General features: G+C 34.3%; 33 protein-coding genes and 3 pseudogenes. All 36 read right to left on the reverse strand.

Annotated features, from left to right (window positions below):
* Positions 1–42: 42 nt before the first annotated feature.
* Positions 43–395 (reverse strand): annotated as a pseudogene (locus ACWPVF_RS03655) (type II toxin-antitoxin system RelE/ParE family toxin).
* Positions 385–668: pseudogene (gene relB, locus ACWPVF_RS03660) on the reverse strand (type II toxin-antitoxin system RelB/ParD family antitoxin). Before relB ends, ACWPVF_RS03655 begins: the two co-directional pseudogenes overlap by 11 nt.
* Before the next feature lie 604 nt (positions 669–1,272).
* On the reverse strand, positions 1,273–1,809 hold the full coding sequence (locus tag ACWPVF_RS03665; protein WP_241767288.1) for a hypothetical protein: 537 nt from the start codon (positions 1,807–1,809) through the stop codon (positions 1,273–1,275).
* 244 nt (positions 1,810–2,053) lie between these two features.
* A complete protein-coding gene (locus tag ACWPVF_RS03670; protein ID WP_454384772.1) occupies positions 2,054–2,632 on the reverse strand; it encodes an RHS repeat domain-containing protein in 579 nt (192 codons plus the stop codon).
* A gap of 210 nt (positions 2,633–2,842) precedes the next feature.
* Positions 2,843–3,091 (reverse strand): hypothetical protein, encoded by a 249-nt coding sequence (locus tag ACWPVF_RS03675; RefSeq protein ID WP_454384774.1) that lies wholly within the window; start codon positions 3,089–3,091, stop codon positions 2,843–2,845.
* Positions 3,092–3,333: 242 nt separating this feature from the next.
* Positions 3,334–3,627: a hypothetical protein gene (locus ACWPVF_RS03680; protein WP_454384776.1), complete on the reverse strand. Its 294-nt coding sequence runs from the start codon at positions 3,625–3,627 to the stop codon at positions 3,334–3,336.
* A 76-nt stretch (positions 3,628–3,703) separates the two neighbouring features.
* Positions 3,704–4,267 (reverse strand): DUF4303 domain-containing protein, encoded by a 564-nt coding sequence (locus tag ACWPVF_RS03685; protein WP_454384778.1) that lies wholly within the window; start codon positions 4,265–4,267, stop codon positions 3,704–3,706.
* Between the two features lie 140 nt (positions 4,268–4,407).
* Positions 4,408–4,815 carry a cytochrome C biogenesis protein gene (locus ACWPVF_RS03690; RefSeq protein WP_454384780.1) on the reverse strand — a complete coding sequence of 136 codons (408 nt, stop codon included), beginning with the start codon at positions 4,813–4,815 and terminating at the stop codon, positions 4,408–4,410.
* Entirely contained in the window at positions 4,802–5,500 is a 699-nt protein-coding gene (locus tag ACWPVF_RS03695) for a hypothetical protein (RefSeq protein ID WP_454384782.1), read from the reverse strand. The genes ACWPVF_RS03690 and ACWPVF_RS03695 overlap by 14 nt, the downstream gene beginning before the upstream one ends.
* A 185-nt stretch (positions 5,501–5,685) precedes the next feature.
* Positions 5,686–6,105 (reverse strand): DUF4304 domain-containing protein, encoded by a 420-nt coding sequence (locus ACWPVF_RS03700; RefSeq protein WP_125336271.1) that lies wholly within the window; start codon positions 6,103–6,105, stop codon positions 5,686–5,688.
* A 46-nt stretch (positions 6,106–6,151) separates the two neighbouring features.
* A complete protein-coding gene (locus ACWPVF_RS03705) occupies positions 6,152–6,832 on the reverse strand; it encodes an RHS repeat-associated core domain-containing protein (protein WP_454384784.1) in 681 nt (226 codons plus the stop codon).
* 56 nt (positions 6,833–6,888) lie between these two features.
* Positions 6,889–7,317 carry an SMI1/KNR4 family protein gene (locus ACWPVF_RS03710; RefSeq protein WP_049512641.1) on the reverse strand — a complete coding sequence of 143 codons (429 nt, stop codon included), beginning with the start codon at positions 7,315–7,317 and terminating at the stop codon, positions 6,889–6,891.
* Positions 7,318–7,527: 210 nt separating this feature from the next.
* Positions 7,528–7,671, reverse strand: a complete 144-nt coding sequence (locus ACWPVF_RS03715) for an RHS domain-containing protein (RefSeq protein WP_221761793.1) — start codon at positions 7,669–7,671, stop codon at positions 7,528–7,530.
* A 71-nt stretch (positions 7,672–7,742) separates the two neighbouring features.
* Complete coding sequence (locus tag ACWPVF_RS03720; protein ID WP_125336269.1) at positions 7,743–8,324, reverse strand: hypothetical protein; 582 nt, start codon at positions 8,322–8,324, stop codon at positions 7,743–7,745.
* Positions 8,325–8,349: 25 nt separating this feature from the next.
* The gene (locus tag ACWPVF_RS03725) at positions 8,350–8,511 is read right to left on the reverse strand and encodes a hypothetical protein (protein WP_414298008.1); all 162 of its coding nucleotides are present in this window, start codon (positions 8,509–8,511) and stop codon (positions 8,350–8,352) included.
* Between the two features lie 55 nt (positions 8,512–8,566).
* Positions 8,567–9,031, reverse strand: a complete 465-nt coding sequence (locus ACWPVF_RS03730) for a hypothetical protein (protein ID WP_454384787.1) — start codon at positions 9,029–9,031, stop codon at positions 8,567–8,569.
* 11 nt (positions 9,032–9,042) lie between these two features.
* On the reverse strand, positions 9,043–9,291 hold the full coding sequence (locus ACWPVF_RS03735) for an RHS domain-containing protein (protein ID WP_454384788.1): 249 nt from the start codon (positions 9,289–9,291) through the stop codon (positions 9,043–9,045).
* Between the two features lie 313 nt (positions 9,292–9,604).
* Entirely contained in the window at positions 9,605–10,144 is a 540-nt protein-coding gene (locus tag ACWPVF_RS03740; RefSeq protein WP_454384790.1) for a hypothetical protein, read from the reverse strand.
* Positions 10,145–10,271: 127 nt separating this feature from the next.
* On the reverse strand, positions 10,272–10,604 hold the full coding sequence (locus tag ACWPVF_RS03745; RefSeq protein ID WP_454384792.1) for a DNA polymerase III: 333 nt from the start codon (positions 10,602–10,604) through the stop codon (positions 10,272–10,274).
* A gap of 164 nt (positions 10,605–10,768) precedes the next feature.
* On the reverse strand, positions 10,769–11,224 hold the full coding sequence (locus ACWPVF_RS03750; protein WP_454384794.1) for a hypothetical protein: 456 nt from the start codon (positions 11,222–11,224) through the stop codon (positions 10,769–10,771).
* 14 nt (positions 11,225–11,238) lie between these two features.
* On the reverse strand, positions 11,239–11,706 hold the full coding sequence (locus tag ACWPVF_RS03755) for an AHH domain-containing protein (protein ID WP_454384796.1): 468 nt from the start codon (positions 11,704–11,706) through the stop codon (positions 11,239–11,241).
* Complete coding sequence (locus tag ACWPVF_RS03760; protein ID WP_454385789.1) at positions 11,657–11,815, reverse strand: RHS repeat-associated core domain-containing protein; 159 nt, start codon at positions 11,813–11,815, stop codon at positions 11,657–11,659. Before ACWPVF_RS03760 ends, ACWPVF_RS03755 begins: the two co-directional genes overlap by 50 nt.
* A gap of 204 nt (positions 11,816–12,019) precedes the next feature.
* Positions 12,020–12,352 (reverse strand): hypothetical protein, encoded by a 333-nt coding sequence (locus tag ACWPVF_RS03765; protein ID WP_045615764.1) that lies wholly within the window; start codon positions 12,350–12,352, stop codon positions 12,020–12,022.
* 48 nt (positions 12,353–12,400) lie between these two features.
* Positions 12,401–12,946 carry a cation:proton antiporter gene (locus ACWPVF_RS03770; RefSeq protein ID WP_454384798.1) on the reverse strand — a complete coding sequence of 182 codons (546 nt, stop codon included), beginning with the start codon at positions 12,944–12,946 and terminating at the stop codon, positions 12,401–12,403.
* 526 nt (positions 12,947–13,472) lie between these two features.
* On the reverse strand, positions 13,473–13,904 hold the full coding sequence (locus ACWPVF_RS03775) for a glycohydrolase toxin TNT-related protein (RefSeq protein WP_454384800.1): 432 nt from the start codon (positions 13,902–13,904) through the stop codon (positions 13,473–13,475).
* A 13-nt stretch (positions 13,905–13,917) separates the two neighbouring features.
* The gene (locus tag ACWPVF_RS03780) at positions 13,918–14,376 is read right to left on the reverse strand and encodes an RHS repeat-associated core domain-containing protein (RefSeq protein WP_454384802.1); all 459 of its coding nucleotides are present in this window, start codon (positions 14,374–14,376) and stop codon (positions 13,918–13,920) included.
* Positions 14,377–14,538: 162 nt separating this feature from the next.
* On the reverse strand, positions 14,539–14,991 hold the full coding sequence (locus ACWPVF_RS03785) for a hypothetical protein (protein WP_454384804.1): 453 nt from the start codon (positions 14,989–14,991) through the stop codon (positions 14,539–14,541).
* 108 nt (positions 14,992–15,099) lie between these two features.
* The gene (locus tag ACWPVF_RS03790) at positions 15,100–15,558 is read right to left on the reverse strand and encodes an RHS repeat-associated core domain-containing protein (protein WP_454384806.1); all 459 of its coding nucleotides are present in this window, start codon (positions 15,556–15,558) and stop codon (positions 15,100–15,102) included.
* A 344-nt stretch (positions 15,559–15,902) separates the two neighbouring features.
* Positions 15,903–16,331 (reverse strand): hypothetical protein, encoded by a 429-nt coding sequence (locus tag ACWPVF_RS03795; RefSeq protein ID WP_454384808.1) that lies wholly within the window; start codon positions 16,329–16,331, stop codon positions 15,903–15,905.
* Positions 16,332–16,531: 200 nt separating this feature from the next.
* Positions 16,532–16,717 (reverse strand): hypothetical protein, encoded by a 186-nt coding sequence (locus ACWPVF_RS03800; RefSeq protein ID WP_454384809.1) that lies wholly within the window; start codon positions 16,715–16,717, stop codon positions 16,532–16,534.
* Between the two features lie 48 nt (positions 16,718–16,765).
* The gene (locus ACWPVF_RS03805) at positions 16,766–16,870 is read right to left on the reverse strand and encodes a hypothetical protein (RefSeq protein ID WP_454384811.1); all 105 of its coding nucleotides are present in this window, start codon (positions 16,868–16,870) and stop codon (positions 16,766–16,768) included.
* A gap of 154 nt (positions 16,871–17,024) precedes the next feature.
* The gene (locus ACWPVF_RS03810) at positions 17,025–17,876 is read right to left on the reverse strand and encodes a hypothetical protein (RefSeq protein WP_414307847.1); all 852 of its coding nucleotides are present in this window, start codon (positions 17,874–17,876) and stop codon (positions 17,025–17,027) included.
* A 247-nt stretch (positions 17,877–18,123) separates the two neighbouring features.
* The gene (locus tag ACWPVF_RS03815; RefSeq protein WP_045615779.1) at positions 18,124–18,327 is read right to left on the reverse strand and encodes a DUF4926 domain-containing protein; all 204 of its coding nucleotides are present in this window, start codon (positions 18,325–18,327) and stop codon (positions 18,124–18,126) included.
* A 45-nt stretch (positions 18,328–18,372) separates the two neighbouring features.
* A pseudogene (locus ACWPVF_RS03820) lies at positions 18,373–18,775 on the reverse strand (DUF6883 domain-containing protein).
* The gene (locus ACWPVF_RS03825; RefSeq protein ID WP_454385791.1) at positions 18,744–18,908 is read right to left on the reverse strand and encodes an RHS repeat-associated core domain-containing protein; all 165 of its coding nucleotides are present in this window, start codon (positions 18,906–18,908) and stop codon (positions 18,744–18,746) included. The pseudogene ACWPVF_RS03820 and the gene ACWPVF_RS03825 overlap by 32 nt, the downstream one beginning before the upstream one ends.
* A 41-nt stretch (positions 18,909–18,949) precedes the next feature.
* Positions 18,950–19,657 (reverse strand): DUF2750 domain-containing protein, encoded by a 708-nt coding sequence (locus tag ACWPVF_RS03830; protein ID WP_454384813.1) that lies wholly within the window; start codon positions 19,655–19,657, stop codon positions 18,950–18,952.
* Positions 19,658–19,777: the final 120 nt, after the last annotated feature.

The following is a 19,777-nucleotide window of genomic DNA, read 5'->3' on the forward strand; positions in this document are numbered from 1 at the left end:
AAAAATTAAGGTTTCGGAGCTTATAAACTTAAGAAAGTTGTCTCAAGTATTTGGCCTTTTTTTATTGTCTTTTTGTAACAAAGTGACGTAGTCACTTTTAGTGTGGAATAGGTGAGATAAAAAACAGTGTTTCGGTTTTGGTCAATGAAGTAAAGCAAAACATATTGGTCTATAATTTTTCCTCGTGAGGGATACTTGCTGTTAATTTTTACTCCGATTTTCTCATCAGCGTCAAATCATGCTTCAGGAAAAATCTCTAAACTTTTTAAGCTGTCTAAGATTTTAGCCACAGTATTTTTGGCGGATTGAGGGGAGAGAAGTACCGTAGCTATATAGTCGTGTATATTGTCGATAGCTTCCTCGACCTCTTTTGAAGCAATCACTTTATAAGCCATAACGTACCCTCATATCGTCTAGGGAAGTTCCTTCGTCTGCCTCGTATTCTCTCAAGGCACGCTCAGATTGGGCTTGTAATTCTTTAATTAACTGTTCTCTATGTAGATCTTCGGCCGTCTTAATAGGTAAATCTTGCTCCAGGACTATTTGCTCCACAAATAAAGAAATAGCATCTGTCATTGTCATGCCCTTTTCCTTGATAATTTTCGAGCTTGTTCCATAGTGGCTTCATTCAGTTTAAAATTGTATTGTTTCGATAAAGTTATAGCCATGATATAGCTCCGTTCGATACGTTATAGATTGATTATATATTAGATATAGATTTTAATCAAAAAAAAAAGTTCTGTTTGATGACAGAACTAAGTTATTTCAATAGACGTCGTAGTACTTTAGTTTACTGACGTACTGAGCGGTCAAGAAAGCATAATACAGAAAATGCAAGCATCCAACCAAAAAGTGTTTTTCTCATAGCGTTGCCTCATCACTAAATATATACCACAGCTTATTTTTTAGCTGCGATTTCCTCGACGGTCTTCTTTTTGAAAAATTCAATTTTTTCAATCGGAGTCATATTGCGATATGTTTTGATAAAATCACGATAAATCAGGTACTTTTTATCAGGATCAAGTAAGTCATTAAAGAGGTTAATAACTCCAGTTTTAAAGGTATCAATATCCTCAATAACAAGAAGAATATAAGGCGATTTTTTATATTAGATGGATGTTATAGTTATCCCTGAGATGAATTTTTTATAAGGACCTCTTGGAATGTGGGTTCTTATAAACCCACTCATCTTTTTTCAGACGCCCCCAGGCAGTGTATTCGCTGTACCATACCTGTGTTTTTGAAAATTCATGCAGGCTACGGCTTGCTGATTTATATAGGGTAGCTCAAAGATTTTATGAAATCATTTATTTCATCTTCATTAAAGCTATTTTCAAGATATTCTTTCTCATAAAAAATAAAATCTAATAAATATTTTCTTGAATAATCATCTAAATTATTTTTAATTTTCTCAATTAGCATAAAAAATTTATTGGGTTCTATTAATTTTGTTATTAGTACATTTAACTCAAAATCACAATTTTTGCTTAAAATATTTAGATTTTGAAAAATCAAATCAGCAATTTCCTGTTTTTGTAGGTCATTAAAGTTAAGTATAGATATTGCTCTCAGAAAATCAGAGATGCTTTGAACTACTATAAATTTATTATTGGATAATATATATTTAATAAATTTAAATTCATTCTCAGTAATTTCTATTTTATTTGGGAATATTTCTGATAATAAATACAATGCTCTACGTATTCTTTTAGATGGTAGCGAATCTAGTAGTATAATTATTTGACTGAAATCTTCTTGTTCTAAAGAAGATTCAATCATATTTTGTATATAAAAATCACTATTGCGCATAATTATCATGCTCCTATATCAATATTAAACTTCACATTGCTCCTACAAGACTTCCTCCTACCACAAAAGCACCACATACTCCCGCCGTTGAATATATACAAACACTAACTAGCACAACAGTTCCAACAAGGGCGATTGCTGTTAAAGCATCATTATTAGTAGATGTTTTGTCTTCAGTGGAGCAATTAGTGAATTTTGTTACGGGAGAAGAAGGAGGAGGTGGTTTGTCGCAACCATTATCTACTCACTCTTTTTCGGCTTTAGCTAGTTTACTATACGCAGCATTCAGTAGCTTTACATGACCTCGGACAGTATCTCTAAGAGCTTCTCCTGGACCAATTCGCCACGGTAAATTATTAGGATTACTCTCAAGTGCGGGAATACGTTTTACATATATTTCATATTTAAGATTTTCTATTTTAGCTGCAATTGATGCACATTTCTGAGCATTATATAAACCAAAAATATCAACCCATCCCTGCACGTTCGGCGCAAATTGATAAAGATTATTCTCACCCTTTAATTTGATCGGATCCTGATCCACAAACCGACCCACATCAGGATCGTAATACCTGAAGAAGTTGTAATGCAGTCCGGTCTCTTCATCGAAGTATTGGTTTTGCAAGCGGAAGGGTTGGTAAGCACTATCCGTTACCTTGGTTTCCTCTTTCAGACGCCCCCAGGCGGTGCATTCGCTGTACCACAACAGATTGGCGTCCTTATCGGTCATCTCACGTAGGATGCCGATTTGGTCGCAGTAGAAGTAGTGGGTTTGTTGGTGGTTTTCGCCTTCGGCATTGGTGTGGTTGTGTACTTCTGCCAAGGGTTCGTAGCTGTAGGGATCGGTGTAGATATAAGTATACCTGCCGTCCTAAACGAATCCAGTTTTCTCTTCGAGGCCGTCTGAAGCTTCTCCGTCTTTCAGACGACCTTTGTTTATCCTTCTGCCTAAGGCATCGTAGTGTACGCCCAAGTTTCTTTCGTACCGTCTTTCTTGAAGATTTTGGCTTTAACCAATTTGTTGAGGCTCGTCTCAATCTACAGCTTGCTTATTATTAATAATAGATTTTTTAGCTATATGTATTAGATCTTTATAATTTTCCATAAAAGGTTCTTCTAATGTGGATTCTAATAAGCAATCTAAGTCATATAATATTTTTTGCTCAGCTTCATCAATAATTTCATTATTTTCAACGAACTTAACAAGACATTCAAAAAAAACTAAGACTTCATAGTTGTTTAATTTAATAATATAATCGTTGGACTCTTTTTTAATTTCCATAATATTATAATGCTCCTCGAGAAACTACATTTTGTAAATGACTGGTAATGAGATTGTTAAAGAACCAATATTTCAGACGACCTTAAAGAGAATTGTGAGGTCGTCTGAAAAACAGAAACCGTGTACTTGCATACCGTACACACCCTACGTCGAGACTGAAGGTTTTATGAGGGCTACGGCTGTCTGAATTTTTATCTTACAGGATATTGCCGTCGGGTCGGCTGATATTAAATGTCAAATAATCATATTCTTGAATATAGAACCGTGTATTGATCTCCTAACTCCAACTTGAGTTTATTAAATAATTTTTCACCTTCGTATTTAAAAATATTTTCTTTCTCTATATTTTCAAATCCAGAGTTCAGAGGTTCATCTATATTTAAGGTTTTATCATATTTATGTGCCCACTCCAACAATTCTTCAGCAAGAGACTTTGATATTGGTAAAGAATATGGATCTATATTTCCAAAATTATCATCCTCCATACCCCATATGGGAAAACAGCCATAGTCAGGCATCAATTTAATTTTTTTCATTTTATCGTCCTATCTTATTATTCCACCTGCCGAATTTACACCGACAATAACCCCATTACTTCCAGTAGAAACCGCTCTACGGCTTGCTTTGAAATCTATTTTTGAACGTAAGAAATTTATCATATGAATTTAGTTGTTCAGCAGAATAATTTTCCATAATTTCAGCATTATCACTATCTACAATAGAAACAAAAAATATGACATTCTTTGTTTTTTTCTTATCTATATTTTCTATCGCTTTTTTAAATCCTTCTATAATTGAATCATATACTTCCGCCTGATATTGCTCAAAATTACCTTCTGATATTAATGTATTTGCATCATTAAGAATATTTTGAATCTCATTATTGAATACACTATCTATTTTCTCAGGAACCTCTCCAAGTCCTATTGCAAATTGAGGGTAATACCATTTAATAAAAGGCTGTTCTTCTTTTGGGTATTTTACTTTTTCTATTTCGTAGTGAGAAATAGTGTTAGCAGCCCAACCCAGATATGAACAATAGTCATCAATATATAATGTATAGGCAAAAACTTCATTAGAATTATATCTTTCTAATACAAATTTAAATGTCTCTGTAACTCCTTTAGATACATTCTGGATTAAATCTTGAATTATATAATTACTTAAAATACTCATTTTAATTTTCCTTTTATAAATTTTTGTTATCAATCAGTTTCTATGCATATTTACTACGTGATCCGTATTTTCCAAAAACCTTACCACCAATTCTAGTTAATTGTTTACTCATGTATCTATCTGTTTGAGCATTGTTATACTTAATTTCCTATTTTTTTTAAAATAACTAATATTTTTACCCAAAAGGGTGTTGTTAATCCCCAAATTCCTCCGAATATCAATCCTTCAAGGAGCATAAAATTCTCTCTTTTGATTTGAATAGCTAATCCCAGCAACATCCCAATTAACATTTGAAATATGGATAGATATTTAATATTTTTTCTTTCTAATTCTAAATGAAATAAAATAACTAGAAAGAAAGAGATAATCGGAAACACGACCAACTTAACTATCGTGTTATCCCCATAATAAGCCATCCATAACCAAATGAAAAACCAAGAAATTAAAATACTTATCCAATACTTTTGAATAAATTCTTTAAATTTAATTAATATGGAAGTTCTTTGGCTATGATGTTTACAGCATGGCCTTGAGTTATATTTGTTCATATAAAGTTAAATTCTTTTCTGTGCTTTTATATATATCTGTATAGAAATAAATTCTATTATCTTTTATCTCTTTCAGATAAACCAAGTCTTCGATACCCCCAATATACTCAATTGATAGATCATCTAAATTTAATGTTGCAAGCCTAAATCCAACAACGCAAAATCGTCTAATGAAAACTGGAATATATATTTTTCTATTGAAATACAACAAAGGCCCTCCAAACCCCTGTTCTTTAATAATAACTTGACCGTTAATGGATAGACTTCCAACTAAGGGAGAACCTTGATTTACTTCCATCAAATCAAGGTAACTGACTTCCCAATTGTCAAACAAAAATTTTTCTTGAAAGTCTAAAGGAGTTTCATTAAAAATTTTTAACTTAGACATTTTTATATTTTTTCTTGTCAAAGAATTGAAATCTTCTTCTAATTCTACAAGGAGTTTACCAACTTCATTATTAAATGGCCAAGAATCAATTACTATCCGAGACAATAAAAATTCTTTTCCTTTTTTTTGTTGAAAAATACTTTCTGAATTTAGATAATTCATCATGTCGTATAGTTCATTTTTTATAGAAATCAACTGCTGTTTATTTGTATAACTATATTCATCGCAATTATTAATCATTTTATCAATTTCGACTAAAACTATATTAATCTTTTTTATAAATTGCTCCTGATTCATTGTCTGATTAACCTTTCTAAGTCATTAATATATTTGTGTTTATCCGCCAAGAAAACCCAAACTTTGAGGTGCAGCATGTCGTACTGCGCATCGCGCCAATCCGTTTCGGGCGTTCTCTTCTTTGGATGGCACCTTCCATTGGTGCTGGGCGATGAGTTGGCCGTTTTGTTGGGTCTAGACCCAACCTACGCTTGCTGTTGCATTTTTATGTAGTTTTCGAATATTTCTATATTTGTTAGTTTTTTTATTTCGATTAAAAAATAGGTATCTAATAAATCAAGAAAATCAAAATAATTTTGTTTTTCTTTATTTTCATCAAAATTTATACCTTTAATTAAAAATGAGTGCTTAGGAAACAGATTCTCTAATCTTAAAATAAGATCCGCTCCCCAAGAAATTTCTTTTGGCGAAATATTAGGAGAAGTTTTTTTTGCATAAAGATTAAAGTAATATTGCTTAGAGTATTTACTTTTTTGAATATTAAACATACATTGAATATGACTATTATTATAGAAATAATTCGAGGTATTCAATTTTAAAAAATCATTTTTTTTTAAAATAGCTCTTAACTCTTTAAAAAATTTTTTCTCAAAATCAGCATTCATGTTGAATTTCTCCTTATTACACTTTAGATTTTAGGAAATTCTAGGTTTATGGTTTATAAAAATCAAGTATACCTTCCCATTTTCCTTTGCGAGAATCAGGGCCTTCACTATTAAGAACTCTCACATAGTTATTTAATTGTTTATTTCCCTTACATCTTCCTCTAAAACTACTTTCAAAGTCATATCCACCACCTAATGTAAGCGAATAATTTTTATGAGCTCTTTTCCAAACTTCAATTGCTGCTTTAACAACGGGATTCGCAGCTCCTTTTGCTAATCCTAGAAAGTCTACCCAAATTCGTACATTAGGCGCAAAAGCATACAAATTCTCTCCACCCAACAATCCAATCGGATCATGAGTAACAAACCGACCCGCATCAGGCTCGTAATACCTGAAGAAGTTGTAGTGCAGCCCAGTTTCAAGGTCGCAATACTGGTTTTGCAGGCGGAAGGATTGGTATGCGCTATCCGTTACCTTGGTTTCCTCTTTTAGACGACCCCAGCCGGTGTAGCTACCGAACCATAAGAGGTTACCGTCTTTATGGGTCATCTCTCTTGGGATGCCGATTTGGTCGCAGTGGAAGTAGTGGGTTTGTTGGCGGCTTTCGCCGTCTTCGTTGGTCCAATTGCGTACCTGCGCCAAGGGGTCGTAGCTGTCGGGATAGATGTAGATATAGTATATCTGCCGTCCAATTGGACTTCTTGTAGTAAATGACTGCCGTCCCAAACGAAGTGAGTTTCCTCTTCGAGGCCGTCTAAAATGGTTCGAGTTTAAACTGTTTGCTAAATTTGCTTTTTAAGAATTTTCTCTAAATAATCTGAAAAATTAGCTGCTAAAGTTAGCAATTCATCAGTGTCTTGATTGTAAATCATTACCGTTTTAGATGGGGAAATATAAATAGGATTTCCCCAGCCATCAGTGCCAATTATTAAATTACTTTTGCCATCTTTTAGATAATCGGAAAATTCTTTATTTAAATCAATAATTGTATCTTCCCCAAGAAATTCGGAATTATGTATTCCATATATTTGAGCATCCCTAACGACACACCCACCAAATCTCATTGTAAATTCTTTAAAATCCTCATCTAACTTAACATTAAGTGATTTCTCTACATTGAGGACCTCATCATCAGTTGTTGGCTTTCCTTGAGCGACTGGATTTTTTTGAAAGAAAGCAATTAACTGCTCTAAAACAAATTTGTTTAACATAAATACTCCTTATTAAACTAATAAGACTTACCTGCTTTTAGGTCTCTACGTCTTAACTCTTTTCTGGCTCTATATTTCCAATATTCTATACGGCAATTTCAAAAATCATGTCTGACACTGTCATTTCCTACACCTTTACCTTTTTGATTACCAATATGTTAGATAACTTTTACATTTATAGTGATTTTCGCAGCCGGTGTAGTTGCCGAACTACAACAAATTGCCGTCTTTATCGGTCATCTCTCTCGGGATGCCGATTTGGTCGCAGTGGAAGTAGTGGGTTTGTTGGCGGTTTTCGTAGTCTTCGCTGATGTGGTTTAGACAGGCGAAACCGCCTTCGTGCGTACCACACATGCCCTACGTCAGGATTGAAAGTTATATAATGACTACTGCTTGTTACTGATAAAAACTATATTATTGATCAATTAAGAATATTGCCAAAATCCAGCTATTACATCAATATTACCTTTCTTATCTTTTTCTTTATAATATATATATAATTTTCCATAATCAAACGGGTAATTACCATTAAGAAGATTATCTGGGTAATAATCTTCGTCTATACTCATCAAGTACAAATATCCATCTTCTTCTAGATTTTTATAAAAATAATCTTCTTCTTGAATTAGTTGCAATTCTCCTCCTACTGTTACTAAACCTGATAAATCATCACTATTTACTTTCCTATACGGTTCAAAATAAATCCTATTTAAGTCCATATTTGTAAATGAAGTAATTTTACTTTCCTCAGATTTTGGATGAGTAAAAACTTTTATTGAACAATTAGGATAGATATTATTATCAAGCATAATATCATGATTTTTAGGCAAGAAAATAGATAATATAAAATTAGTTTTTAATGGATGTTCAAAACATCCATAAAACATCATTTCTGAAATACAATCTTGTTTATCATCAAAATATTTAGGAATATTTCCTCCTATTCGATTAAGGCTAATCTCCTTAATCTCGTTCAAAATAACTTTTTCTTGAATAGCTTTAGTCATTTTTAATTCCTTTCTTGTATTAAACTTATAAGTTGTTTTTTCTAGCAAAATTTATTGCTGAAGCTCTTAAATTTGAAGCAAGTTTGGTTGCATAAGCACGAGCAGATGATTTTTCCCATCCTCTTCTTGACAAGCCTATATAGATTCCATATCTAGTTAAATTTGTATTTAACTCAATGTTATCCATTGCCGATTTTAGAAACCTAAGCTTATGTATTCGATTAACAAAATAATAAGTAGATTTAGGAATTATTTATTAACTGTTCGAGATAATCAATACTTCTGAATAAATAATGTTCACCTATTTGCTGTATCAAATTTGATGAGTCCCCAAATAATATTTTTTCTAAATACTTTTTTAGAATTATAAGCTCATCTTTTTTTAAGAGATTTAAAGCATGAGTGATGTTTTCTGCGATAGGTATATTTATAATAAATTCTTCTATATTTACTGGAATATCATCATTTCTAATGCCATTACTGATGCTATCAATAATTTTAGGCATTAAATAATTTATTCCTTCTGATGAAAAAAAGATGAATGGTACTAAATTATGTTCATCAATAATAATTTTCTCTATTGGGGTATATTCGTAATACTTAAATTCCTCTTTAAATTCCTCTATTTTATAGATGTTTTCTCGATAAAGATTTTTGAACAATCCTTTTTTAGGATAATCTCTGTAGGTAATTTTCAGGAAGGGCATATTTACCTCCATTATGTTAGATAACTTTTACATTTATAGTGATTTTTCCATGCGGTGTATTCGCCGTACCATAAGAGATTGCCGTCCTTATCAGTCATCTCTCTTGGGATACCGATTTGGTCGCAGTGGAAGTAGTGGGTTTGCTGGCGGCTCTCGCCGTCTTCGTTGGTCCAGTTGCGTACCTGTGCCAAAGGTTCGTAGCTGTCGTATTGTAAGTGTCGGTAACGACGGTCTGGTCTTTGCGGTAGTCGAACGTCCATTCTTCACCGAGGTTGTTGCTGCTTTTGAGCACTTTGCCGTCAATGTCGTAACGGTCGTATTCGTAGCAGGATACCTGTCCGTCGGGCTGGCTGTGTTCGACCATGATGTGGTTGCGGTAGGCGAAACCGCGCAGTTTTTTGTCGTCACATCCGTAAACGGCAGTCAAATCGCCGTAGCCGCCGTAGTCGTGGAGATTTGATAGGAGGTCTTCTGAAAAACAGAAACCGCGTGCGTAAGTTCCGCACACACCCTACGTCAGGACTGAAGGTTTTGTGCGGGCTACGGCTTGCTATAACTTACTTACAGAATATTTCATGTTAGAGGAAGAAATTCTATCTTCAAATTATTACTCACAACTAATTCTTTGAATTTATCAGAAAAAGCCCAAATTAAATCATCATTTATATCTTTTGCACAAAATTCGAAGCCAGATATATTTTCAAAGAATACAGGTGGATAATCGATAAATTTCTCCCCATCTATTTCATAAAAATTTGATTTTTCCATATTTACCAATTCAGCAGTTAATTTAATTTTTCCAAGGAAAAATCTAAATTCATCATTCTTAATTCTAAGTTTAGCTGGAAAAAAATCTAATTCATTTTTTAATGTATCAGCCAACTTATTAATAAAAGTTTCAGAGAACAATAACATCTTAGGAATTGTTTGAATATAATCTGTTTTAGAAATATTTTTGGAGGTATATCCACTCTGAGCTATAAAAACTGCTTCATCTGTATAATTGCCTTTATTGTAATTAATAAATTCCACAATTTTTCTATCATCCTGTTTTAAGTCCGCATAAGCATCTACATTATCAACAGCAGAGTATATTTGATAAAGAGGCATCATTTTTTTCCTTTCTTCCTATTACTTTTAGAAATTGGTGCAGCATAAGTATATTTGTAAAATGTTTATTTAAAGAACAAATATTTCAGACAACCTTAATAAAATATTGAGGCCGTCTGAAAATATAAAATTACTTTTTCGCAGCACGAATTTTTTTCAACCCATTCTCCAAAATAGTAACTTTCTCGGGAGGAGTTCCCCTATCCAGAGCATTCCACCAGTTATTTACTGGTTTAACAAATAATTGGAATCCTTCATCAGTTACATTAGACTTTCTAATAACGATATTTTCTTTAATAGAACCGTCCTCATTAAAAGGATCAATACCTATTAGTAAATCATTTTTTTTAAGAAAATTCATTAATGTAATTGTTGATTTTATAATACCTTCTTTATAATCAATATCGTTACTTCTGTTCAATAATAGTTGGTGATCAAATAAAACTATATTATTTACTTCCATAAGATTCCTTTCTATTTCAATCGGATAATTTCAAATAATTCATCTGAAGGTGACGGAAGTGAGGCTGTGCGTCGCATTCGGGTTAGGCGGTTTGGCAGTGGTCGTCTGAAAACCTTGCATTGGATTCAATGCTTTATCTAGATGGCGATTATCATGTTTTTTATTTAAGCATAGTTTATTTTAAAAACAACAAGCTTCCCCTCAGGATATTTACCTTCCCATCCACAAGGCCAAAACCCTTTAAAATAAGCATCTTCTATCATATTCCAAATAGGATGATTTTTCTTATATTTGTTGTTTAAATAACAATTAAATAAATCGGCATCTATATCACTAAATAAACTATCTTTTAATCCCTCCTCTAAGTGCAAGGAATTCAATTTGTTTTCAATTGCAGGAACAGCATATTCATCCCAAAAATTGTCATCTTCATCTGTAGATAGCTTTAAAATTAGTGAGTTTGATTCACGCAAATCCGCCCAAACAGTCTCTAAATCATACTGCTGATATGCATATCTTTGTGCTACTGAAATATCTTGAATGATTTTCCATTGGCTGTTTTGATAATTACCTGATACTTCTAATAAATTATTTTTTATAAATCCTAATATTATATTCATAATGTTACTCCTTATTATGTTAAGCAATTAACCCAATCTTGTTTTGTTGTTGGTTTATATAAAGACATACTTCCTGACTTAAGTGCCTTATGAATTTTGGATTGTAATAATTGAATTTTTCTAGCCTTTTCTCTATCACATTTAGAATTTTTATCAATATAATCTACTATTTCCATAATTGCTTGGTTATATCCTCTATGATAGCCCTTATGTTTAGAACAGGTAGTTCCTTTAGATAGAGATTCCGGTAACATAATTCCGTTACCTTTTCCATTAAGTTTAAATAATCCTTGTTTTTCTAGGCGTTGTAACAGTGGAGAATTATTAAACACCTCTACCGGAATTTTATGATGTGCTTGACGACCAGACCGCCGAGTAGATTTAGTAATTGCTTCTCCCAACAGCTGAGAATTATTTTTTAGCCCCCAAACATCAACCCACTCCTGCGCCATTCGGCGCAAACCGATAAAAGTTAAATCCACCTTCCACTCCAATAGGATCCTGATTCATAAACCGCCCCGCATCAGTCTCATAATACCTGAAGAAGTTGTAGTGCAGCCCCGTTTCACGGTCGGCATATTGATTTTGCAGGCGGAAGGGTTGGTATGCGCTATCCGTTACCTTGGTTTCCTCTTTTAGACGACCTCAAAGAAGGGTTTGAGGTCGTCTAAATAGCGGAAACCGCGCGCAAATTCTACACACAAATCTACGTCAAGGATGGAAGTCTCATACAGGCTAAGGCTTTCTACTACTTGCTTACATAAAAATACGAGACCAATCATAGGTATATCTAGATTACAGTAAATCTATTATAGGTAATTCAAGAATATCTTTCGTTGTTAACTCTCCAATTTTCTTTTCAATAAAAGACAACTTCCTATTTTTCACTAATTTGTCATCATGGAACGCATATTCGTAGATTTTTCCATTTGTTTTATTATAGACATATCCATAATAATCATCCTGACCATCCTCATCTTCAACAAAATTCATAAAGAATACTTCATCGTCTTGCTTTAATCTCTCTATTAATGCACTGTATAAGTTTGGCACCTCATTTACTACAAAATTTGTACATTCTAAAACACTTTCCAGCAAAATTTTAGAAGTTAATTCCTCAGACTCCATAAACTCAACTCCTATCGTTCTAAATAGTCTACTCAGGCTTGCATCCATTTATCTATATTTCTTAATATCCTGTAAGGTAATTATACTATTTCTTAAATCATCTAAAAATAACAATTGAATTTCATATTCACGTTTTAAATTTTCGTCCTCTATTTTGCCATCTTCGGAGTATGGGAAATTCGCTAAAGCATCTTTCCAGTTAATTACGTTTTCAGCACTTGCAGCAAAGTAATAACTATCAGATGATTTTTGTTGTATACCTAGTAACATATTTCGAATCGAAGCTAATAATTCTATAGTTCCTTGTGTTTCTACCATATCATTTAATGGATCATCATCATCCCAATTTATTTCTTCTATAGCTTTTTGAGAGATTCCAATATTTATTTGGGAGAAATCATACCAACTAGCTTTTATGATAGCATCACAGAGTTGGTAGTTCACATTTGAATTAGTTATTTTAGTCATATTTTCAATTATTTTTTTCTCAATGATCAGTGCATTACAGCACCAAGCCGCAAACTTACATTTCTTTTGTGGATCCATTTGATCTAAAAGAGATTGTACTTTTTCAATATGTAATTCTATATTCATAACTCATCCTTTCGTTAATCATATACACCACCAGCACCGTCAACACTTTGTTATGGACAGATTGCGCCATTTCACTTAGTTTTGCATTTAACCCTAAAGGATCAATCCAACTTTGTGTATTGGGGGGAATTGATAGAAATTTTCTCCTCCTACCAAACCTATCACGTCTTGACTTACAAAACGTCCTGTTCGCTTTCGCCCTTGGCATTGGTGTGGTTGTGTACCTGCGTCAAGGGTTCATAACTGTCGTATTGTAGGCCTAGGTAATGGTTGCGGGGCAGCCATTGGGCGTTGTAGCTGTAGCTTGTGGTGTAACCAACAAGAGAGAAATTTGGTAGAGTTCGGCTGAAAGTAAGTTTTCAGACGAACTCTACATCAATCAGTAATGAAATTGTTAAAGAATTGATAGCTCAGACGCCTTCAAAGAAGATTTAGAGGTCGCCTAAAAAGTAGAAGCCGCGCGTATGTTCCGCACATACCCCATACCGAAATTAAAAGTTTCATACAGGCTACAGTTTGCTTTTTTTCATTCGAAAGAAAATTTTAACATTTTTGATAACCGATTTATAAAATATAGAATTGCCAAATGTTCATCTTGGTAACAATATTCTTCGGTTCTCAATCCTCTTTCAGAATAGAATATATGCCATTTTTTATTTTCTTCAACAATACATAATGATTCATCATTTACTTCATTGATTGAGTAACTATCTTCTGGTACTCCTTTATTTTTAAGATATGAATTCAATTCATTAATTTTTAACATTTTACTATTTTCACCTCTTCCAGATGCCCAGATTCTATATGATTTAACAGATTTTGGTAATTCATACTGTGTCCCTAATCCAATCTCTCCGAACAACGACATAATTTTACTTGCAGCTACATTATCAATTGGTTTCAGTACCTTATATATCGTATAAGGCTTTCGATTAGAACCAGGAGGTAAGGCTCTCATAGGGTATGGTGTTCTACTGGAGATACAGATTGTCTCCGCCTGAAAGCCCAATCGGATCCTGATTCACAAACCGACCCGCATCAGGCTCATAGTACCTGAGGAAGTTGTAATACAGTCCCGTTTCACGGTCGGCATACTGGTTCTGTAAGCGGAAGGGTCGGTATGCGCTATCCGTTACCTTGGTTTCCTCTTTCATACGACCCCAGCCGGTGTAGTTGCCGAACCACAAGAGATTGCCGTCCTTATCGGTCATCTCACGCGGGATGCCGATTTGGTCGCAGTGGAAGTAGTGGGTTTGTTGGCGTCTTTCGCGTCCGAGGGGGTCGCGTTCGCTGTCGCTGTGGTATACGAGTTCGCAGTTTTCGTCGAAACCGTATACTTCCGTCCGCCCCAATGCGTCGGTAACGACGGTATGGTCTTTGCGGTAGTCGAACGTCCATTCTTCGCCGAGGTTGTTGCTGCTCTTGAGCACTTTGCCGTTGTCGTCGTAGCAGAGGCGGATATGGCGACTGTTGCGGTCGAGTTGGGCGACCAGTTGGTAAATGCCGCAACCGGAAGCGACTTCGGCAAACAGCAGTCGTGCGCCGCCGTCGGGGGAGGCGATTTGGTAGAGGTCGTCTGAAAATATCGAATCTTACTTTTTGTTTTTTTTCTTAGGATTTAGTTCTTCTTTACGCTGCTTATAAAACTTCCAATATTTTTTGTCCTCGATACTGAATGGATAATATCCAGCATCGTTATAAGCTATATCGAAATATTTATAAGCATCATCATATTTTTCAATATCATAATAAAAAATACCGCCTAATAGATATGTTCCTGCATTAGTTGTTCCTAAATCGGCAACACTCAAAGCAATAGTCAGCCATTCCTCAGCCTGTTCATATTTTTGATGTTTATAATATGACTCAAATAAGGCAATCGTAACCATTGTAGTTGGATGCGCCCATTGAGTTACTGGCTTAGGTATTAGCTCAAATGCTTCTTTTAATAATTTTTCTTGTTCCGAAAAAGATTTATTATAAGCTTCGCAAACTAAATCATTAATTTTTGATTCCAATTCTGGATTAACTGCATCTAAATTCATAGCATACAACTCCTCAATTAAAATAAACAATGTTAAGTGTAGATTCTATAATATCAATGGCCATAATCAGATTTCTGCCTAGGCCCGATTCGTTTATCCATATCATACCTATGGAGTATCCCAAAATTGGGCAGAGCTAGGAATATCGCTTACACGTCTTAAATTACTAATCTGCTCAGCCGACATACCACGTAGCTCCTTAGATCTTAACATGCGCTGCATTACAGCCCTGCCAGTGGTACTCACTTTTGATGGCGTTTTACCTACTGTAGCTAACCTGTTACGAGAAAGTCCCAACGGATCAATCCAACTTTGAGCATTTACAGCAAACTGATAAAGGTTATCCCCTGCGCCCAACAACCCAATCGGATCCTGATTCACAAACCGCCCTGCCTCAGGCTCGTAGTATCTGAAGAAGTTGTAGTGCAACCCCGTTTCACGGTCGCAATACTGGTTTTGCAATCGGAAGGGTTGGTAAGCAGTTCCGGATGTGTTAGTTTCGCTCTTTAGTTTGCCCCAACCGTAATAATCGCCGAACCACAGCAAATTGCCATCCTTATCGGTCATCTCCCTCGGTATGCCGATTTGGTCGCAGCGGAAGTAGTGGGTTTGCTGGCAACTTTCGCGTCCTACGGTAATGCGGCCGTAGTCGTCGCAGTCGTAGCAATTTGGTAGAGGTCGTCTGAGAAACATAAACCGCATGCGTACGTTCCGTACATATCCTACGTCAGGAATGAAGGTTTTGTGCGGACTACTGCTTGCTAGACCCAACCTACGCCTGTTGTTAGTTTTGAATAAATTAATGAGCAATATAAAACGTCTAAATATTTGAAAGATTTAGATTTTAGAGTTTTTTTGTATTTAAAAAAAGGGGACCTTGTGGGGAAGGCTTGACCTAATTACGTTTATTTTTATGAGACCGAAAATTTAGAGATTCTTAAACCATCTAATTCAAATGTGAAAATAATAGAAACTCCTCCTTCTGTTTTTATCTCACACTCATGTTCCCAATCCTCCCTTGATACAAATTTCCATTTAATATCGGCAAAAAACAAATATTGTACAAATTTTTCAATAGTTAATTTCCTATTAATTTTATATTTTTTAGCAATAGTTACACCTTTGAAATAAGGATCTATTGATAGCAAACAAATAACTTCATCCCTAAAACCAATTTCTAATCCCTTCCAAAAAATAGAAAAACCATTTTCTATATTATCGTTATCGTATAACCATTTAGACGAATGTTTGAATTGTTTCCGCTTTTGAAAACTACTATATGACATACCCACAGACAGATCTTCAAATCTGCCTGTTTTTAAGAAAGATGTGATATCCATAATAACCTCATTAACATTTTCCTAAATTTTTCAATTCCTCTTTTAGCTATATCCTTTCTTCTAGTGCTACTTTTTGGGTCATTTAAATCACCTTCAAAATCAGTCAGCAACTTTCAATTTTTTTGAAGTAGCACTTTTCATATCACCAAAACATTTCCATACTAATTCTCCTTTATCATCTAAGGTTAAAAGGGCTTCTGTTACTTTTTATTTCCTACAAAAATATCAGCATGAGGTCCTTTTACACTAACATCCGAAAATCTATATGGTTGCATTTTTGAAGTTGCTTTTGAAGCAAGGAATAATGGGTTCACCCACGCCTTCGTATTCAGTTCAAAAGCATATAAATTCTCCCCACCTATTAACCCAATCGGTTCCTGATTCACAAACCGCCCTGCCTCAGGCTCGTAGTATCTGAAGAAGTTGTATTGCAATCAGAAGGGTTGGTGAGCAGTTCCGGATGTGTTAGTTTCGCTCTTTAGTTTGCCCCAACCGTAATAATCGCCGAACCACAGCAAATTGCCATCCTTATCGGTCATCTCCCTCGGTATGCCGATTTGGTTGCAGTGGAAGTAGTGGGTTTGTTGGCGGCTTTCGCCGTTTTCGTTGATGTGGTTTTGATAGGCGAAACCGCGTGCTACGTCAGGACTGAAGGTTTTGTGTGGGCTACGGTTTGCTATGGCTTACTTATGATTACCAGCTAGTAATAGGTCTATGCAAATTTGCCCAAAACTTTAATAATGATTGTTCAAAAAAACGAAATTCGGACAGATCTTTTTCTACAACTAGACCTAATTCTTTGAAAAGATATTTAGATTTCGTTCTCTCGATAACATCATATTGACTTAATAGTTCAGCAAACCCTTTTTTTGATGATATATCTATTTCATTATAGTATATTGCAAGCTCTACTTTCTTATCATTGAAAATTGTAACCTCAGTTAACTTTTCATTATCAAACCTTAGTACAAAATTGTTTATCTCTATAATATTTTTTACCTTCGGGATAACATTGTTTGATATGTCATATTTTTTTATAACATCTGATAGAGAACAATTTAATTCAAAATCGCCTACGCTCTTATAAGGAATAAATATTAATTTATCATGATTTAAAGTTGGGTTTTTAAGTTTACTTTTTTGAAAGTCTGAGTACTTTTTACCTTTATTATCATATAAATCTCTTATACTCTCATCGTAAATTAATATCTGCAGAAACAAATTATCCTTATAGTCAACATATAAAACTAAATTATATTTTGGAAAAAAATAAAAATAATTTTCTTCATCTGAAACTTCTATTAGAGGATCCTCCTCTTCTAAAAATTTTTCAAGATTTGAAAAGTTAATAACTTTTCCATTTAAGCAAAATTCATCACAATTCCTCAAGGAGGATACAGTAATCAATTCTGAATCAGATTGTGTCTTGTGTTTTCTATCAAACTCTAATGAATAATTAGGATTATTTAAAATAACATCATCAAAGTCAGCCTTTTTTTGACCCAATACAATCCCATTTAACGAATTATTTAATATTTTCAACATAATACATATCCTTTCCTGTATTTGTCTATGTCAATTAGCTTCTCAGCCATCAGGAAAAATGACCTCTAGATAGAATGCCATTACTAATGGTAATGAGATTGTTAAAGAACAAATATTTCAGACGACCTCGAAAAAGAATTGAGGTTGTCTGAAAGGCAGAAACAGCATGATTACCGCTCCCATGCTACGGCGGAATTGAAGGTTTCATGTAGGCTACGGCTTGCTTATAAGATTCATAAGAATAATATTATGTATCAAGAAATGGCATTAATTGTTCTGGCTTTAAAGTTAGTAGTGCGATTGTTTTTCCTTTAGTATCGCAGAATTCAACCTCATATGCTTCATAAGGATTTGAATAAACTTCTACAATAGCACCGATGTCTCCCTTTTGTAAATTAAAACCAGGAAGATCTTGTTGCAATTTGACTACTTCTAAAAGCGAATATTTCACTATAAACTCCTTAATAATTAACTATAAAACATATGTAATTGCCAATCATGGAATTGATTGTCCGCTATCGATTATCCAACCAGTTCTAACTGTGGCGGTCTGTCCAATTGGACCAGTCATTGGAATATCAACAGTATAGCGTTGCCCATGTTCATCACATTTACCTGGAGTTGCTGGGTTTTCACAAACACCTTGTTGATTTTTTTTAATCAACTCATCTACATTTGATTGATTAAATCCTAATGCAGATTGAAAAACCTTTGCTTTTTCCACCTACAGGGTGTTCTGTATTTAAGGCATATCCCGTGATTTTTCTGGGGTCAATGATAGCCTTATCTGCATTAGGTAATTTCGAATTAGAGCAAAGACCTAATAGATAAAGCCAATCTTGAGCATTTGGTGCAAACTCATACAGATTATCCCCCCACCAGCCGAATCGGATCTTGATTCACAAACCGACCCGCAACAGGCTCATAATACCTGAAGAAGTTGTAATGCAGTCCCGTCTCTTCATCGAAGTATTGGTTTTGCAGTCTGAACGGTTGATGCGAGTTATTGTAAACCCGCTCGTCCTTTCTCAGGCGACCTTACGGTTTGGTTAGATCTTGAACTGACTATTCGTTTAAAGATAAGGCAAATCTAAGGCCTCATCATAACTTTCATCTAAGATTTTATTGACTGAGGCAGCAAACTGAATAGCCTTCATATCAATAGTTTCAGGATTGTCAGGAATCGGAAAGACAGCTACACCTATATTATTTTCTATCAACCATGGTATTCCATCCTCTAAAAATTCTTCTATCTCAATTTCATAAATATCAGAATTCTTATCTTCAGAATTTGCCATAATTCTTGCGAATTCTAATTCAGGCCATATGGCTAAAGATGAATTTTTCTCATCTCCCCATAATATCCAATCTCCTTCTTCATCTGCTAAAACATATAGAACTCCAGAGTCAGCTATCCTTTTTAAAGTATGCTCACAACGTTCTTGACTGGACAAATTAAGAATTGCATTTATTGCTTTTTGTTGTAAAACCATCGACAAATAAGGTAAATCAAATTCTTCCTCATACCACTCATAAAAATAATCATTGATAATCTTAGCAAATTCAATTGGATCCAAAATAATAGTTTCTGTTTTTTCATCAATAGGAAAAATAGCTAATCTAATATTATTTTCAGACATTAAAGGAACGGTATCTTCTAAGAAGTTCTCTAGTTCCATTTCATCTATTCTCAATGCTTGAGGATTCCATTGGAGAGCTAACTCCGCAAACTCAGATTCTGGAAAAATCATTAGATATTCTTTTCCTTCATCATCTTGCAAACATATCTAGTCATCCTTTCCATTTAGTAGGTATAAAGTTTCAATACCAGATATAGTTTTAATAGAATAATCCAATCTTTCTTTAGCTGATAATTTAACAATTGAATCAATTGCTTGTTT

The sequence above is a fragment of the Streptococcus sp. Marseille-Q7087 genome, from assembly GCF_965111935.1.